Source organism: Tessaracoccus oleiagri, assembly GCF_900103275.1.
GTDB lineage: Bacteria > Actinomycetota > Actinomycetes > Propionibacteriales > Propionibacteriaceae > Arachnia > Arachnia oleiagri.
This window is the reverse complement of sequence record NZ_FNGP01000001.1, coordinates 774,085-789,221: the sequence shown is the minus strand read 5'-3', so window position 1 is coordinate 789,221 and position 15,137 is coordinate 774,085. Positions and strand designations below refer to the sequence as shown.

13 protein-coding genes are annotated in these 15,137 nt (G+C 70.3%); 4 read left to right on the top strand and 9 right to left on the bottom strand.

Annotated features, from left to right (window positions below; genetic code table 11):
* Window positions 1-76 precede the first annotated feature (76 nt).
* The 4 genes from BLR46_RS03570 to BLR46_RS03555 all read right to left on the bottom strand — a co-directional run bounded on the left by BLR46_RS03570 (window position 77) and on the right by BLR46_RS03555 (window position 6,449).
* The gene (locus tag BLR46_RS03570; RefSeq protein WP_093248953.1) at window positions 77-895 is read right to left on the bottom strand and encodes a DUF3566 domain-containing protein; all 819 of its coding nucleotides are present in this window, start codon (window positions 893-895) and stop codon (window positions 77-79) included.
* Window positions 888-3,530, bottom strand: a complete 2,643-nt coding sequence (gene gyrA / locus BLR46_RS03565) for a DNA gyrase subunit A (RefSeq protein ID WP_093248952.1) — start codon at window positions 3,528-3,530, stop codon at window positions 888-890. The genes BLR46_RS03570 and gyrA overlap by 8 nt, the downstream gene beginning before the upstream one ends.
* 16 nt (window positions 3,531-3,546) lie before the next feature.
* A complete protein-coding gene (gene gyrB / locus BLR46_RS03560) occupies window positions 3,547-5,577 on the bottom strand; it encodes a DNA topoisomerase (ATP-hydrolyzing) subunit B (RefSeq protein WP_176761672.1) in 2,031 nt (676 codons plus the stop codon).
* Between the two features lie 230 nt (window positions 5,578-5,807).
* Entirely contained in the window at window positions 5,808-6,449 is a 642-nt protein-coding gene (locus tag BLR46_RS03555; protein ID WP_093248949.1) for a cytidylate kinase-like family protein, read from the bottom strand.
* Between the two features lie 182 nt (window positions 6,450-6,631).
* On the opposite strand from BLR46_RS03555, the gene BLR46_RS03550 reads away from it, so the two are divergent.
* Both BLR46_RS03550 and BLR46_RS03545 read left to right on the top strand, forming a co-directional pair.
* Window positions 6,632-7,192 (top strand): NADPH-dependent FMN reductase, encoded by a 561-nt coding sequence (locus tag BLR46_RS03550; RefSeq protein WP_245701468.1) that lies wholly within the window; start codon window positions 6,632-6,634, stop codon window positions 7,190-7,192.
* Between the two features lie 21 nt (window positions 7,193-7,213).
* Complete coding sequence (locus BLR46_RS03545) at window positions 7,214-8,056, top strand: rhomboid family intramembrane serine protease (RefSeq protein WP_143008199.1); 843 nt, start codon at window positions 7,214-7,216, stop codon at window positions 8,054-8,056.
* Here BLR46_RS03545 and BLR46_RS03540 read toward each other — a convergent pair.
* Genes BLR46_RS03540 through BLR46_RS03530 form a run of 3 tightly spaced genes read right to left on the bottom strand, consistent with a single transcriptional unit; the run spans window position 8,053 to window position 10,219 of the window.
* A complete protein-coding gene (locus BLR46_RS03540) occupies window positions 8,053-8,670 on the bottom strand; it encodes a maleylpyruvate isomerase N-terminal domain-containing protein (RefSeq protein WP_093248944.1) in 618 nt (205 codons plus the stop codon). The two genes, BLR46_RS03545 and BLR46_RS03540, sit on opposite strands and share 4 nt — an antisense overlap.
* Before the next feature lie 28 nt (window positions 8,671-8,698).
* Window positions 8,699-9,520: an HAD-IIA family hydrolase gene (locus tag BLR46_RS03535; RefSeq protein ID WP_093248942.1), complete on the bottom strand. Its 822-nt coding sequence runs from the start codon at window positions 9,518-9,520 to the stop codon at window positions 8,699-8,701.
* Window positions 9,521-9,568: 48 nt separating this feature from the next.
* A complete protein-coding gene (locus BLR46_RS03530) occupies window positions 9,569-10,219 on the bottom strand; it encodes a YczE/YyaS/YitT family protein (protein WP_093248941.1) in 651 nt (216 codons plus the stop codon).
* A gap of 19 nt (window positions 10,220-10,238) precedes the next feature.
* Between BLR46_RS03530 and BLR46_RS03525 the strand changes: the two genes are divergently transcribed.
* Window positions 10,239-11,021, top strand: coding sequence for a fructosamine kinase family protein (locus BLR46_RS03525; protein WP_245701466.1), 783 nt, complete (start codon window positions 10,239-10,241; stop codon window positions 11,019-11,021).
* Window positions 11,022-11,137: 116 nt separating this feature from the next.
* Here BLR46_RS03525 and lgt read toward each other — a convergent pair whose 3' ends face one another.
* Both lgt and BLR46_RS03515 read right to left on the bottom strand, forming a co-directional pair.
* The gene (lgt, locus tag BLR46_RS03520) at window positions 11,138-12,115 is read right to left on the bottom strand and encodes a prolipoprotein diacylglyceryl transferase (protein ID WP_218118303.1); all 978 of its coding nucleotides are present in this window, start codon (window positions 12,113-12,115) and stop codon (window positions 11,138-11,140) included.
* Window positions 12,116-12,155: 40 nt separating this feature from the next.
* Entirely contained in the window at window positions 12,156-13,568 is a 1,413-nt protein-coding gene (locus tag BLR46_RS03515) for a dihydrolipoyl dehydrogenase family protein (RefSeq protein ID WP_093248937.1), read from the bottom strand.
* Between the two features lie 88 nt (window positions 13,569-13,656).
* On the opposite strand from BLR46_RS03515, the gene BLR46_RS03510 reads away from it, so the two are divergent.
* Window positions 13,657-15,108, top strand: a complete 1,452-nt coding sequence (locus BLR46_RS03510) for a peptidase M16 family protein (protein WP_143008198.1) — start codon at window positions 13,657-13,659, stop codon at window positions 15,106-15,108.
* Window positions 15,109-15,137 lie beyond the last annotated feature (29 nt).

The window sequence follows — 15,137 nt, the reverse complement described above, 5'->3', positions numbered from 1 at the left end:
ACCGCCGAACCAAGCAGGTTGAACCCGACCGAAGGCAGGTGAACCCGACCGGAGGCAGGTGAACCAGCCCCGGGGATCAGTCCTCCGCCAACGTCACTTCCAGCCCGCCCATGATGACGGCGGCGAGGTTGTAGAGGAAGGCGAACAGGGTGGCGACCGCGGTGAAGATCACGACGTCGATGGCGGCCAGGACCGTGGTGAGGCCGAGGACGCGCTGCCAGCCGAGGTAGTTGGCGATGTCGAAGCGGGCGCCGCCCTGGTCGTCGGCCATGATCCGGTTCACGAAGTCGTTGATGTAGGTCATGGCGTCGGAGCCGGCGAAGACCGACCACAGGACCGCGACCGCGGCGACGATCATCACGCCGAACGCGATGGAGAACAGGAACGCGGTCTTCATCACCGACCAGGGGTCGATGCGGTGCAGCCGCAGCCGCGCCTTGCGCGTGCGGCGCATGCCGCGGGCGGGCAGCGGGCTGCTGTCGTCCAGCTTCGCGACACGCGACGGCGTGGCGGCCGACTGGGCGGGCGCCGCCGCGGGAATCGCCGACGGGGTCACCGCGGCCCGGGCGGGGGCGGACACGTCGGCCGACTTCGCCTCGTACGCCGGCCCCGGCTTGGGGCTCGGCTGCCGCGTGATGCTGTCGAGTTCCCAGTCGTCCGCGCTCTTCAGCGACGGGTTGGCCGCGGCCTCGCCGGTGCCGGCCCCGAAGCCGACCCGCTCCGCGAGCGACGGCGGCTTGGTGGCCGATACCTTCGGGATGGCGTTGGTGGCGTCGAGGGAGTCCGCCGATGGGGCACCCGGGGCGCTCGTCCGGCCGGGTTGGGGCGCGTCGGAACGCGAGAAGTCGAGGCCGGGGGACCCGTTGGCGCCAGGCCAGCGCGGCGCATCACTCATCGGTTTCCTCCTCGATCGCGTCCGTCACCCCTACGGTATCGGCAGCAGCGTCGGACTCCGAAGCTTCCGCGTCGGCGTCCACGGAAATTTCGGCTTCGAGCGCCGCCTCGGCTTCCTCGGACTCAGGGTAGAGCGCGATGACGCTCACGGCGTCGTCCCCGCGCACGCCCACGAACTTCACGCCCATGGTGTCGCGGCCCTTGACGGGCACCTCGGAGACGGACGACCGGGTGATCTGGCCGGAGTGCTTGATGGCGATGACCTCGTCGGTCTCCTCGACGATGATGCCGCCCACCAGCTCTCCGCGGTCCTCGACGAGCTTCATGGCCTTGATGCCGAGGCCGCCGCGGCCCTGGCGACGGTACTCGCTGACCCGGGTGCGCTTGGCGTAGCCGCCGTCGGTGACGGTGAAGACGAAGCGCTCCTCCTCCTCGCCGCCCGCGGGCAGGATCGAGAGGCTGAGCAGCTCGTCGGACTCGCCGCCGACGGTGCGGAACCGCATGCCGGTGACGCCCGAGGTGGCGCGGCCCATGGGGCGGAGCTGCTCGTCGGAGGCCTGGAAGCGGATCGCCTGCCCCTTCTTCGAGATGAGCAGGACGTCGTCCTCCTCCGAGCACACCTGGGCGCCGATGAGCTCGTCGGACTCCTCGCGGAAGTTGATCGCGATGATGCCGGCGGAGCGCGGCGAGTCGTACGCGGTGAGGGCGGTCTTCTTGACGAGGCCCTTCTTCGTCGCGAGCAGCAGGTAGGGCGCGTCGTCGTACGACTTCAGCTTCAGCACCTGGGCGATCCGCTCGTCGGGCAGGAACGTCAGCAGCCCGACGACGTGGCTGCCCTTCGCGTCGCGGCCCGCCTCCGGCAGCTGCCAGGCCTTGATCCGGTAGACGCGGCCGAAGTTCGTGAAGAACAGCAGCCACTGGTGGTTGGTGGCGGTGAACAGGTGCTGCACCTCGTCGTCGGCCCGCAGCGCGGCACCTCGGACGCCGCGGCCGCCGCGCTTCTGGGCGCGGTACTGGTCCGCCCGGGTGCGCTTGACGTAGCCGCCGTAAGTGATGGTGACGACGACGTCCTCGTCGGGGATGAAGTCCTCCTCCGAGAAGTCGCCCTCCGCTGCGATGATGCGGGTGCGTCGCTCGTCGCCGTACTTCTCGACGATCTCCGCGAGCTCGGCGGAGATGATCGACCGCTGGCGCATCTCGTTGGCGAGGATGTCCTTGAGGTCGGCGATCTTCGCCTCGAGCGCGGCGAGCCGGTCCATCGTCTCCTGCCGCTCGAGGGCGGCGAGGCGGCGGAGCTGCATGTCGAGGATGGCGTTGGCCTGGAGCTGGTCGATGTCGAGGAGCGCCATCAGGCCGGTGCGGGCCTCGTCGGAGTTCGGCGACCGGCGGATGAGCGCGATGACCTCGTCGAGCTTGTCGAGCGCCTTCACCAGGCCGCGGTAGATGTGCGCGCGCTTCTCGGCGTCGTCGAGCTGGAACTGGGTCCGGCGACGGATGACGTCGAGCTGGTGCTTGATCCACAGGGAGATGAACTGGTCGAGGCGCAGCGTGCGGGGCACGTCGTCGACGATGGCCAGCATGTTGCAGCCGAACGTGTCCTGCAGCGCGGTGTGCTTGTACAGGTTGTTCATCACGACGCGCGGCTGGGCGTCGCGCTTCAGCTGGATGACGAGTCGCTGGCCGGTGCGCGCGGACGAGTCGTCGCGGATGTCGGAGATGCCGGTGAGCTTGCCGGCGTTGACCAGGTCGGCGATGCGCTGCGCGAGCGCGTCGGGGTTGGTCATGTACGGCAGTTCGGTGACGACGAGCTGGGTGCGGCCCTTGTCGTCCTCCTCGATGTCGATGATCGCGCGCATCACGACCGAGCCCCGGCCGGTCCGGTACGCGTCCTCGATGCCCTGGCGGCCGACGATGAGGCCGCCGCCCGGGAAGTCGGGGCCCTGGATGTGCTGCATCGCGGCCTCGAGGAGCTCCTCGGGCTTGGCGTCCGGGTGCTCGAGCGCCCACTGCGCGGCCGCGCCGACCTCGCGGAGGTTGTGCGTGGGGATGTTGGTGGCCATGCCCACCGCGATGCCCGTCGAGCCGTTGACCAGCAGGTTCGGGAACCGGGAGGGGAGCACCGTCGGCTCCATCTCGCGGTTGTCGTAGTTGGGCTTGAAGTCGACGGTGTTCTGCTCGATCTCGCGGACCATCTCCGCAGCCGGCTGCGCCATCTTGCACTCGGTGTACCGCATGGCGGCGGCCTTGTCGTTGCCCTGGGAACCGAAGTTGCCCTGCCCCGCGATGAGCGGGAGCCGCATCGCCCACGGCTGCGCGAGGCGCACGAGGGCGTCGTAGATCGCGCTGTCGCCGTGCGGGTGGTAGAGGCCCATGACCTCGCCCACGACGCGGGAGCACTTGTTCCAGCCGCGGTCGGGGCGGTAGCCGCCGTCCCACATGGCGTAGAGCACGCGACGGTGCACCGGCTTGAGCCCGTCGCGCACGTCGGGCAGCGCGCGCCCGACGATCACGCTCATGGCGTAGTCGAGGTACGACTTCTGGATCTCGTCCTCGAGCTCGATCGCGTCGACGCGCCCGTGGCCGCCGGCCTGCAGGTCGTCGTTGAGGGCTTCTTCGGGAATCTCTTCGTCAGCCATAGTTCTCTGTTGGTCCTTAGATGTCCAGGAAGCGCACGTCGCGGGCGTTGCGCTGAATGAAGGTGCGGCGCTGTTCGACGTCCTCGCCCATCAGGATCGAGAACATCCGGTCGGCGGCGAGCGCGTCCTCCATGGTGACCTGCAGCAGGATGCGGTTGTCGGGGTCCATCGTCGTCTCCCAGAGGTCGTCGGCGTTCATCTCGCCGAGGCCCTTGTAGCGCTGGATGGGGTTGACCTGCGGGAGCTTCTTGCCCTCCTCGAGGCCCTGCTTCCGCAGCGCGTCGCGCTCGGCGTCGGTGTATGCGAGCTCGTGCGGCGCGTTGGTCCACCGGAGGCGGAACAGCGGGGGCTGCGCGAGGTAGACGTGGCCGGCCTCGATGAGGGGACGCAGGAAGCGGAAGATCAGCGTGAGCAGCAGCGTGCGGATGTGCGCGCCGTCGACGTCCGCGTCGGCCATGAGGATCAGCTTGTGGTAGCGCAGCCGGTCGATGTCGAAGTCGTCCTGGGCGCCGGTGCCGAGCGCGTTGATGATCGCCTCGACCTCCTTGTTGGCCAGGATCTTGTCCAGGCGCGCCTTCTCCACGTTCAGGATCTTGCCGCGGATCGGGAGGATCGCCTGGGTGCGCGGGTCGCGACCGCCGCGGGCGGAGCCGCCGGCGGAGTCGCCCTCGACGATGAACACCTCGCACTCCTCGGGGTTGCGCGAGGAGCAGTCGACCAGCTTGCCGGGCAGGCCGCCGCCACCGAGGAGCCCCTTGCGGTTGCGGGCCATCTCACGCGCCTTGCGGGCGGCGATGCGGGCGGCCGCCGCGAGCTGCGACTTGCGGATGATGTCCTTGCCCTCGGCCGGGTTGAGCTCGAACCAGTCGCCGAGCTTCTCGTTGAGGACGCGCTGCACGAAGCCGCGGGCCTCGGTGTTGCCGAGCTTGGTCTTGGTCTGGCCCTCGAACTGCGGCTCGGAGACCTTGATGGAGACGATCGCGGTCAGGCCCTCGCGGATGTCGTCGCCGGAGACGCGGTCCTCCTTCTTCTTGACCAGGCCCCAGTTCTCGCCCCACTTGTTGACCGTGTTGGTCAGCGCGGCGCGGAAGCCCTCCTCGTGGGTGCCGCCCTCGTGGGTGTTGATGGTGTTGGCGAAGGTGTACACGTTCGACGCGTACGAGTCGTTCCACTGCATCGCGATCTCGAGGCCCATGCCCTGGTCGGGCGCGTGCGCCTCCATGTCGATGACCGTCGGGTGGATCGGCTCCTTGCCGTGGGAGAGGAACTTCACGTAGTCCTTCAGCCCGTCCTCGTAGTAGAAGGAGTCGTGCGTGATGCCGTCGACGTCCTCCTCGCCCTCGAGGTTGACGTGGGAGCGGCGGTCGTCGAGCGTGAGGCGCAGGCCCTTGTTGAGGAACGCCATCTCGCGGAACCGGTTCGCGAGCGTGTCGTAGCTGTACCGGGTGGTCTCGAAGATGTCGGGCGACGGGTAGAACGTGATGATCGTGCCGGTCTGCTCGTCCTCGTCGAGGGCGCGCAGCGTCTCCAGCTCCGTCACCGGGGTGCCGAGGTTGAACTCCTGGCGGTAGTGGTGGCCGTCGCGCTTGACCTCGACGACGAACTTGTCGGACAGCGCGTTGACCACCGACGAGCCGACGCCGTGCAGGCCGCCGGAGACCTTGTAGCCGCCGTTGCCGAACTTGCCGCCGGCGTGCAGCACGGTGAGCACGAGCGTCACCGTCGGGATCTTCTCGATCGGGTGCTCCTTGACCGGGATGCCGCGCCCGTTGTCGGTGACGCGCACGCCCCCGTTGTCGAGGAGTTCGATTCCGATGGTGTCGCAGTAGCCGGCGAGTGCCTCGTCGACGGAGTTGTCGACGATCTCGTAGACGAGGTGGTGGAGGCCGCGCTCGCCCGTCGAGCCGATGTACATGCCGGGGCGCTTGCGGACCGCCTCGAGCCCCTCCAGGACCGAAATCTGGTCGGCGTCGTAATCGCCTTCCACGGAGATGTCTGCCTTGTCCTGCAGGTCACTGATGGGGACAGTGTCCTCCAGCTCGACGATCTCGTCGTGTTCCACACGCGCTCCTCACATGACTCGGCCGTCTCGAACGACGGCCAACCTCGATTCTACCCCTCCGGACCACGTAACCGGGCATCCGGCACAGGGCGAATCCGTCATACGGAGCGAGAAGGCGTCTCTGGCGCGATGGAAGTGGGGGGCGGCATCCGACCACATGGGACGGGTCGGGCCCGCCAAAGCGCCCAAATCGGGACCTTGGCGGGCCGCGGTGCTCAGCGCTGGCGGGCGAACTGCTGCTCGATCGTCTCCAGCAGCAGGGGGTCGACCTTGGCGTCGGCGGCCTTCGGGCCCTGCGCCGTGGCGAAGTGCTCCTTCGCCGCCTCGACGATGCGGGTCACGGCGTCGTCGACGGAGAGCTCAGCGGTGTCGACCACCAGGTCGTAGTTGCTCTCGTCGGCCCAGTTCTCGCCGTAGTAGCGGCGGACGAAGCGGGTCTTGGTGAAGCTGTCGCGCTCCACGCGCTTGCGGGCCTTCTCCTCCGAGATGCCCTCGTCCTCCATCGTGCGCTGGATGCGGACGTCCTCGGGCGCGGTGACGAGCACGTTGAACACGTCGGAGTAGTCCTTGAGCGCCGCGAAGCCGCCGCGGCCGACGATGACCACGTCGTAGCGCACTGCGAGCGTCTCGACCGCGCGGGTCATCCACTCGATGGTCCACTGGGTGTCCTGGTCGAACAGGTCCCGGAGCTTCGGCGGGGTGTCGTAGAGCTCGCCGAGACGGATCAGCCCGTACTCGCTGATCACCCTGTTGATGAACGACCGGTCGACGTACTTCCACCCGAGTTGCTCGGCGACCTTCTCGGCGACCGGACCGCCCAAGCTGCCGTGCTTGCGCGAGATGGTGATGGCAGTCATTTGCGTCCCCTTCCCTGGGTTGTCTAAAAGTTACCAAGCGCCGACCCGCGCGGGAGCGGAACCCCCCAATATGTCTGGACAAGCCTTTCCGTGCGGCCTTTTCCCCGCCGACGGGTCCCCACGGCCCCGCGGAGGGAGACACTGGGGGCAACGACACGACCCGCGCACACGAGGAGATCACCATGACCAGGATCGGTTACATCGTCGGCAGCCTCTCCAGCACCTCCATCAACCGCCGGCTCGCGAAGGCGCTGGAGCGCGTCGCCCCCGCGGACATCGAGTTGCACGAGATCCGCATCGACGAGCTGCCCTTCTACACCCCCGACGCGGACCCGGACTACCCGCAGGTCGCCCGCGACTTCAAGCAGGCCATCGCCGACGTCGACGGCGTCATCATCGTCACCCCGGAGTACAGCCGCTCGATCCCCGGCTACCTGAAGAACGCGCTCGACTGGGCGTCGCGGCCGTGGGGGCAGAACTCCTTCACGGGAAAGCCGACGGCGGTGCTCGGCACCTCGTCGGGGCCCATCAGCGCCGCGATCGCCCAGCAGCACCTCAAGTCGATCCTCACCCACTTCGCCGCGCCGCAACTGGGCCAGCCGGAGGGCTTCATCCAGTCCGTACCCGGGCTCTTCACGGAGGACGGCGACGTGACCAACGAGGAGACCCGGGCGTTCCTCGTCGCGTACCTGCAGGCGTTCAAGGAGCTCATCGAGCGCGTCAATCGGGCTGACGCGCGCTGACCGCCCACGTACCCTTGGGGCGTGAGTAACTTGTTCGAACCTCGCGCCCAGGGGGACGCCTGGTTCCGCATCGGCCGCCTGGACGTCACGTCCACCATGCTGGTGCTGTTCCTGGCCTTCGCGGGCCTCGTCGTCAGCCTCTTCTCGCCCACCATCGGGCGCGCCCTCTACTTCGAGCCGCAGCTGCTCCTGCAGGCGGAGGTGTGGCGGCTGTTCACGTGGCCGCTGGCGAACTACCTGTCGTTCTGGACGCTGCTCACGTTCCTGCTGCTGTGGTACTTCGGCACGAGCCTGGAGAACACGCTTGGCCGCGACCGGATGCTGCGGCTCTACGTCGAGATCTGGGCGGCGCTCACGGTCTCGATGGGCCTGGTGGGCCTGCTGCTGCCCGGGTCGACGGCCCTGATGGGCATCGACCAGATCGAGTTCGTCGTGCTCCTGCTGTGGATCGCGGACAACCCGCACCGACGCTTCTTCTTCAACATCCCCGCCTGGGTGGTGGGCGCGTTCTTCCTTGGCCTGCAGGTGCTCACGATGCTGGCCAGCGCCGCATGGGGCGCGCTGGTGGGGCTCGCGTTGGGGCTGCTGCTCGTCGCGATGGCCGCGAAGCGGCTGGGGCTGCTCGCCGACATCTCCTGGATCCCCGGCTCGCGTCGCAGTGGCCGACGTGGCGGCCGCCGCCGTCCACGGGGCCCGGAGGACATGGCTCCGCGGCCGATGCGCGAGCACCGTCGCCACCACCACCTCACCGACGAGGAGCGGATGGACCAGCTGCTGGAGCGGATCAGCGCGGTCGGGCTCGACGGCCTCAGCAAGCGCGAGCGCGACGAGCTCGAGAAGCTGCGACGGCGCCGCCGCGGCTAGCCCGACAGGACGGTGAAGCCCTCCCGCAGCCGGGCGCGGCCGGTGAGCGCGAGGAGGAGTTCCGGGGCGGTTCCCCAGAGGACCGACAGGTCTACGGCGAGGTGCATGGCGCTGCGCAGCGGTGCCTCCGGCGGCACCGAGTCGACGCCGGCCGCCGCGCAGATGTCGAGTCCGTGCACCACCAGTTCGAAGATGCGCGACTCCAGGTAGACCTGCAGCCGCATGCCGCCCGCGATGGTCTCGATCAGCGGGTCCCCGGCGCCCTCGACGCGCGGGATGACGCGCTCGACGAGGTCGTCGAACGCCGACGGCGGGTCGTCACCGAGCGCCTCCCCCGCCTTCCTGCCGCGCTCCGTGACGGCCTCCGACGGCCCGAGGGAGTCGACGGCCAGGTAGTAGTCGGCGGCGGAGGTGACGACCTCGGCCTCCGCGGGCCGGTCCAGGTAGGTGTCGACGGTGATCAGCGAGCGGCTCGTGTGCCCCACGAGCGCCCGAAGGTCCCACTCGCCCAGCCCGGGGCCGGACCAGTCCGCGTCGGCGAGACGGCCGACGACCTCGCTGGCCCAGCGGGCGGCCTGCGCGAAACGTTCCACGACATCGCTGCTCGTGTCCATGCCTCAGTCTAAGTCGGGCGGCGCGGCCTCAGGGCAGTTCGGGCGCTTCCACGTCGCCGTTGAGGTCGGGCGTCCACCCGTCGACGAGCTCGAACACGCCCTCGAGGACCTCGGTGGCCCGGAACGGGAACACCTCGATGTTCTGCCGGGTGGAGATGCCGGTGAGGACCAGCACGGTGTGCAGCCCCGCCTCCATGCCGGCGACGATGTCGGTGTCCATGCGGTCGCCGATCATGCCGGTGGTCTCGGAGTGGGCGCCGATCCGGTTGAGCGCGGACCGGAACATCATCGGGTTCGGCTTGCCGACGATGTACGGCTTGCGACCCGTCGCGGCGGTGACGAGCGCGGCGATGGCGCCGGTGGCGGGGAGGATGCCGTCGGCGCTGGGGCCGGTGGGGTCGGGGTTGGTGGCGATGAACCGGGCGCCCGCCGCGATGAGGCGGATGGCCGTCGTGATCTGCTCGAACGAGTAGGTGCGGGTCTCCCCGATGACGACGAAGTCGGGGTCGCGGTCGGTCATGATGTAGCCGCGCTCGTGGAGGGCGGTGATGATCCCGGCCTCGCCGATCACGTACGCGGAGCCGGCGGGCTTCTGGGAGGCGAGGAAGTCGGCCGTGGCCAGGGCGGAGGTCCAGATGCGGTTCTCGGGCACGTCGAGCCCGGACGCCCGGAGGCGGGCGACGAGGTCGCGCGGGGTGTAGATGGAGTTGTTGGTGAGCACCAGGTACTCGGTGCCGTTCCGGTTCCACTGGGCGATGAGTTCCTGTGCCCCGGGAAGGGGGTGGTTCTCGTGGACGAGCACCCCGTCCATGTCCGTCAACCAGGCGACGATGTCCTTGCGTTCGCGCATGCCCACAGCGTATTGCGTGGCCGGCACCCCGGCTCGGTGGTCCGCGGTTCAGCGCCCGTCGCCGAGGACCGCCGCGAGTGTGCGTCTCACCGCCGGCATCGTGACGCCGACAACCGTGCCGACGAGGAACGCGGCCACGACGGTGCCCTCCCGCAGGCCACGGAGCTCGCCGAAGAACAGGAACGACATGAGCACCGCGGCGGCGACGAGGGTCACGTCGAACACCACCTTGAGGCGCGCAAAGGGGCTGCGGGTCACCTTGGCGATGGTTGCGATGAGGCCCTCGCCCGGGAGGTACAGGGCGTCGGGGGCCACCTGGATCGCCACCCCGAGCCCGAGCAGCCCCGCGCCGACCAGCACCTGGAGCGCCTGCAGCGCGTAGTGGCCGGGCTGGATCCAGCCGAACACCCACATCCAGAGGTCGATGGCCGACGAGAACACCAGCGCGGCGGGCAGTTGCAGCCAACCGGTCGCGGGGAACCGGCGTCGCAGGATCAGCAGCTGGGCCACGAACATCAGCGCGTTGAGGACCAGGGTCCAGCCGCCGAACGTGAGCCCGCCGGCCAACGTCGCCACCCACACCGGGGCGGAGATCGGCGACGTGCCCAGCCCCGCGAGGGTCATGACGGCGATGCCGAGCGCCATCACCACGAGACCGACGCCGGCGAAGGCGAATCGCCGGGCGGGGTGGGAGCGCATGCGCGCTAGCCTGCCATGCGTGGAGACGTACCGGAAACAGGCGTCCGCCGAGGCCATCGCCTCCGAGGCGGCCGGGCTCCGGTGGCTCGCCGACGCGGGCGGCGCCGCCGTCGCGGAGCTCGTCGACGTGGGCGACACCTGGCTCGAGACCCGGCTGATGCGCCCGGGGACCCCGTCGCGCGACGACGCGGCGGACTTCGGCCGCCGGCTCGCCGCGACGCATGCCGCCGGGGCAGGTTGGTGGGGCGCCGCTCCGCCCGGGGCGGACGCGTCGGCGCAGCGGCTGGCCGAGCTGCCCGCGCCCATGGCGCGCGCGCCGCGGTACGGCTCGTTCGGCGAGTTCCTCGCCGACGCCCGCCTCGCCCCCTACCTACGCGCCGCCGGGGCGCTGGATGACGGCGAACGACGGGTGGTCGGCCGGGCGGTGGACCGGATCGCGGACGGCGTCCATGACAGTCCCCAGCCGGCGCTGGTGCGGCTGTCGGGGCACGAGGCCGCGCGGATCCACGGAGACCTGTGGGGCGGGAACGTCGTCTGGGAGCGGGTGGCGGGCGGCACCGTCGGGACGCTCATCGACCCGGCCGCGCACGGCGGGCACGCGGAGAGCGACCTCGCCGAACTGCACGTCTTCGGTTCCCCACACCTCGACGCCACGATGGCGGGCTACGACGAGGTCAGCCCGCTCGCCGACGGGTGGCGGGAGCGCGTCGGAGTGCACCAGCTGCACATGCTGCTCGTGCACGTCGTGCTGTTCGGGCGCTCCTACGTCGGGCGGGCCGTGGACATCGCCCGGAAGTTGTGATGCACCTTTCCACACCGTTCTCCACAGTCGACCCGGTGCGCGACGCCGCTTGTCGGGGCCGGTTGGGCGCGAGCGAGAGGTCGGGTTGTCCACATCTCCACAGGTGGCGGCGAGAATCAGAGCTTCTCGTCGCCTGAGGAAGTCTGATCTTCGGAAACGCGCTCGTCAGCATCGGAAACGGATTGCTCGTCGACGGTTCCTTGGAGTTTCTCATCGTCCGTTTGGACTTCGTTCTCCGCAGGGTTGTCCACAGCGGCGACGGGGTCCTGGCGGTCGTCGATCTTCCGCGCGGTGGCCCAGCTGAAGAGGATGACGCCCGCCAGCAGCATCGGCAGGGACAGCCACTGGCCCATGCTCATGCCGAGCCCGAGGTAGCCGAGGTGCGCGTCGGGCTCGCGGAAGAACTCGCCGATGAACCGGAAGAGGCCGTAGCCGGCGAGGAACAAGCCGGAGACCTGGCCGCGATAGCGGTTGCGGCGGGCGAAGAGCCAGAGGATGACGAACAGCAGCACGCCCTCGAGGAGCGCCTGGTAGATCTGCGAGGGGTGGCGCGCCACGTCGCCGCCGGTGGGGATCACCATCGCCCACGGCAGCCCCTCGGGCGCGGGGCGGCCCCAGAGCTCGCCGTTGATAAAGTTGCCGATTCGACCGGCCGCGAGCCCGAGCGGGATCGACGGGACGAGGAAGTCGGTGACCTGCAGGAACGGGCGCTTCTTCCGCCACGCGAGCCAGGCCATGGCGAGCACGACGCCGATGACACCGCCATGGAAGCTCATGCCGCCCTCCCACAGCATGAAGATCTCCAGCGGGTGGGTGAGGTAGTAGCCCGGCTTGTAGAAGAACGTGTAGCCGAGGCGGCCGCCGACCAGGACGCCGAGGATCGCGTAGGCGAGGATGTCCTCGATCACGCCCGACGTGTAGGGCGCCGGCTCGGTGATCGAGCGGAACGGCTCGTGCTTCAGCCGCGCGCGCATCAGCAGGTAGGCGATCACGAACGCGAGCAGGTACATCAGCGCGTACCAGTGGATCTGCAGCCCGAAGATGCGGATGGCCACCGGATCGATGTCCGGGAAGGTCAGCACGAGGTTGGTCACGGCTCAAGCTTCCCACAGCGCGGCAAGGTCCCCGAACGGCTCAGTCGGGGCGGCCGTAGGCCTCCAGCAGCCGCAGCCACACCTCGCTCATCGTCGGGTAGGCCGGCACGGCGTGCCAGAGTCTGCCCAGCGGCACCTCCCCCACCACCGCGATCGTCGCCGCGTGGAGCAGCTCCGCCACGTCGGGCCCGACGAACGTCATCCCGACGACGACCGCGCGCTGCTCGTCGACCACCATGCGCGCCGTGCCCTCGTAGTCGTCGGCGTGGAGGCTGGCACCCGCGACGTTGCCGAGCGGCACGTCGACCACACGCACGTCCATGCCTGCTTCCTCTGCGGCTGCGGCCGTGAGCCCCACGGACGCGACCTGCGGGTCGCTGAAGACCACCTGCGGGACCGCGGCGTGGTCGGCGGTGGCGACATGGGCGCCCCATTCGGCATCGTCGACGGCCGCGCCGCGGGCTCGGGCGGCGATCGCGTCACCCGCAGCGCGGGCCTGGTACTTGCCCTGGTGGGTGAGCAGGACCCGGTGGTTGATGTCGCCGACGGCGTAGAGCCAGTCGTGGCCGGTGACGCGCATGCTGTCGTCCACCTCGAGGTACTCGCCGTCGGCCAGTCCAACGGAGCCGAGGCCGAGGTCGTCGCTGCGGGGCTTCCGGCCGAGGGCGGCGAGCACCTCGTCGGCCTCGAGGCGCTGGCCGTCGTCGGTCTCGACGGTGACGCCGCCGCCCCCGCGGGTGACCCGGCGTGTGCCGGTGTCCGTCAGGACCGTGACGCCGCGCTCGCGGAGGCGCCCGGCGACCGCCTCGCCTGCGAAGGGCTCGAACTGCTTCAGCAGGGGGCTGCGCGACACGACCGTCACGGCCGAGCCGAGGTCGGCGAACGCGGTCGCCAGTTCGCAGGCCGCCACGCCGCCGCCGAGGACGAGGAGCCGCCCAGGTACCTGCTTGGCGCTGGTGGCGTCGCGGGTGGTCCAGGGCTGCGCGTCGCGGAGGCCCTCGATGTCCGGGATGGCGGGGTCGGTGCCGGTGGCGATGGCGACCGCGTGCCGGGCCCGGAGCGTCACCGTCGTCTCCCCCTCGACGGTGACCTCCCGCTCGCCGGTGATCCGGCCCCTGCCGCGGAAGAGGGTGAGGCCGGCGCCCTCCACCCACTCCACCTGCGAGGCGTCGTCCCATCCGCTGGTGAAGCCGTCGCGGCGGGAGAGGACCGCGTCGACGTCGAGGTCGCCGGTGACCGCTTCCCGTGCGCCGCCCACCGCCAGCGCGGCCCGTCGGGCCTCGCCCGGCCGGAGCAGCGCCTTGGACGGCATGCAGGCCCAGTAGGAACAGTCGCCGCCGATGAGGTCACTCTCGACGATGGCGACGCTCAGCCCTCCCTGCGCGGCGCGGTCCGCGACGTTCTCGCCGGTGGAGCCGGCGCCGATGACGATGAGGTCGAACTCAGTGTCCATCGCCCCATCGTCACACGGGCTCCGAGCACGACTGCGGCCCTCGACGAAAACCGCTCGCGGCGAAGGTTGCAGGCCCTAGTGTGTGCGCGTGCAAGAGACTGTCATCGACGGCGTCCCCGTCATCTGGGAGCAGGGCCCCGAGCCCCTGACCGCGGCCCTCGTGTTCGGGTCCGGGGTGCGCCACGAGACCTTCCGGACCGTCCCGGTCACGCACCTCATCGAGCACATCGTGATGGCGTCGCTGCCGAAGAGCGCCCTCGACCGCAACGCGCAGGTGGAGCTCGGCAGCACCACCTTCCACGCCACCGGCCGCGCCGACGCGGTCGTCGGATTCCTCCGTCAGGTGTGCGCCGCGCTCAGCGACCTCCCGCTCGACCACCTCGAACGCGAGGCGCGGGTGGTGGGCATCGAGCAGGGCACCGCCGAGCATCCCGCCATCGCCGCCGCGCTGACCTCGCGCTACGGCTTCGTGGCGCAGGGGCTGGTGAGCGCCGCCGGGCCGGGGGCAGAGCAGATCACCGCCGAACAGGTCCGCGCCCACGCGGCCCAGCACTTCAACGCCGCCAACGCCGTGCTGGTCCTGACCGGCCCGCCGCCGAAGGACCTCCGCCTGCCGTTGCCCGCCGGGGAGCGGCCGCCGCTGCCCGTCGCACCGCCGCTGGAGCTGGGGCTGCCCGGCCACGCCAGCCGTGAGCTCGACCTCGTCAGTCTCTCCGGGCTGCTCGACGCCCCGCAGGGCGCGTTGCCGTCGGTGCTGCTCACGGTGCTGGTGGAACGCCTGACCGACGAGCTCCGCGGGCGACGGGGCATCGCCTACGACGTCGACGGCGGCCTCACCTGGGTCAGCCCGGGACAGGCGATGCTCACGGTGTGGAGCGACGGGCGCGAGGAGGAGCTGGGGACGATCGGCACCGTGATGTGGGACACGCTCCGCGCGATCGCGGACGAGGGTCCGGGCGGCGTCGAGCTCGCGCACGCGAAGGACGTCGTGGCCGACCGACTGCACGACCCGCGCGGCACCGTGGACTGGCTCATCACCCAGGCGACGAGGATCCTGCGGGACCTGCCGATGCTGACTCGGCGCGACTTCGCCGCCGAGCAGATGGCCGTCTCGAGCGAGCAGCTGGCCGCCGCCGCGGCGGGGATGTGCCGGTCGGCCCTCGTGCTGCGCCCGGAGGAGGCGGGCGACATCGTCGGGCTCCGTTCGCTGGACGAGGACGAGTACCCGGACGGGCCGCCGCTCGCCGACGCCACCACCTACCGCCGCAAGACGATCTCGACGGCCCCGCGCGACCTCGCCGTGAGCGTCGGCGCCGAGGGGCTGTCGGTGTACGTCTACGGCGGCCGCGCCAGCGCGACGTGGAGCGACGTCGTCGGCGTGGCCGCGGCGCCCGGGCTGCGTGACGTGATCCTCGCCGACGGCCGCGTGTTCACGATCATCGGCAAGCACCTGCGCGACAGCGAGTCGCTCATCCGGCGCATCGACGAGCACGCCCACGACAGGCTGTTCGAGGGCTCAGCGGACGAGATCCTCCGCTGAGCCCTCGGGCTTGACCACCTGGCCGGACG

Coding starts and splice junctions, on each gene's coding strand:
- BLR46_RS03550 (WP_245701468.1), top strand. CDS start 6,632: ATGACCAGGATCGGTTACATCGTCGGCAGCCTCTCCAGCACCTCCATC.
- BLR46_RS03515 (WP_093248937.1), bottom strand. CDS start 13,568: ATGGACACTGAGTTCGACCTCATCGTCATCGGCGCCGGCTCCACCGGC.
- BLR46_RS03540 (WP_093248944.1), bottom strand. CDS start 8,670: ATGGACACGAGCAGCGATGTCGTGGAACGTTTCGCGCAGGCCGCCCGC.
- BLR46_RS03555 (WP_093248949.1), bottom strand. CDS start 6,449: ATGACTGCCATCACCATCTCGCGCAAGCACGGCAGCTTGGGCGGTCCG.
- BLR46_RS03570 (WP_093248953.1), bottom strand. CDS start 895: ATGAGTGATGCGCCGCGCTGGCCTGGCGCCAACGGGTCCCCCGGCCTC.
- gyrA (WP_093248952.1), bottom strand. CDS start 3,530: ATGGCTGACGAAGAGATTCCCGAAGAAGCCCTCAACGACGACCTGCAG.
- BLR46_RS03530 (WP_093248941.1), bottom strand. CDS start 10,219: ATGCGCTCCCACCCCGCCCGGCGATTCGCCTTCGCCGGCGTCGGTCTC.
- BLR46_RS03535 (WP_093248942.1), bottom strand. CDS start 9,520: ATGCGCGAACGCAAGGACATCGTCGCCTGGTTGACGGACATGGACGGG.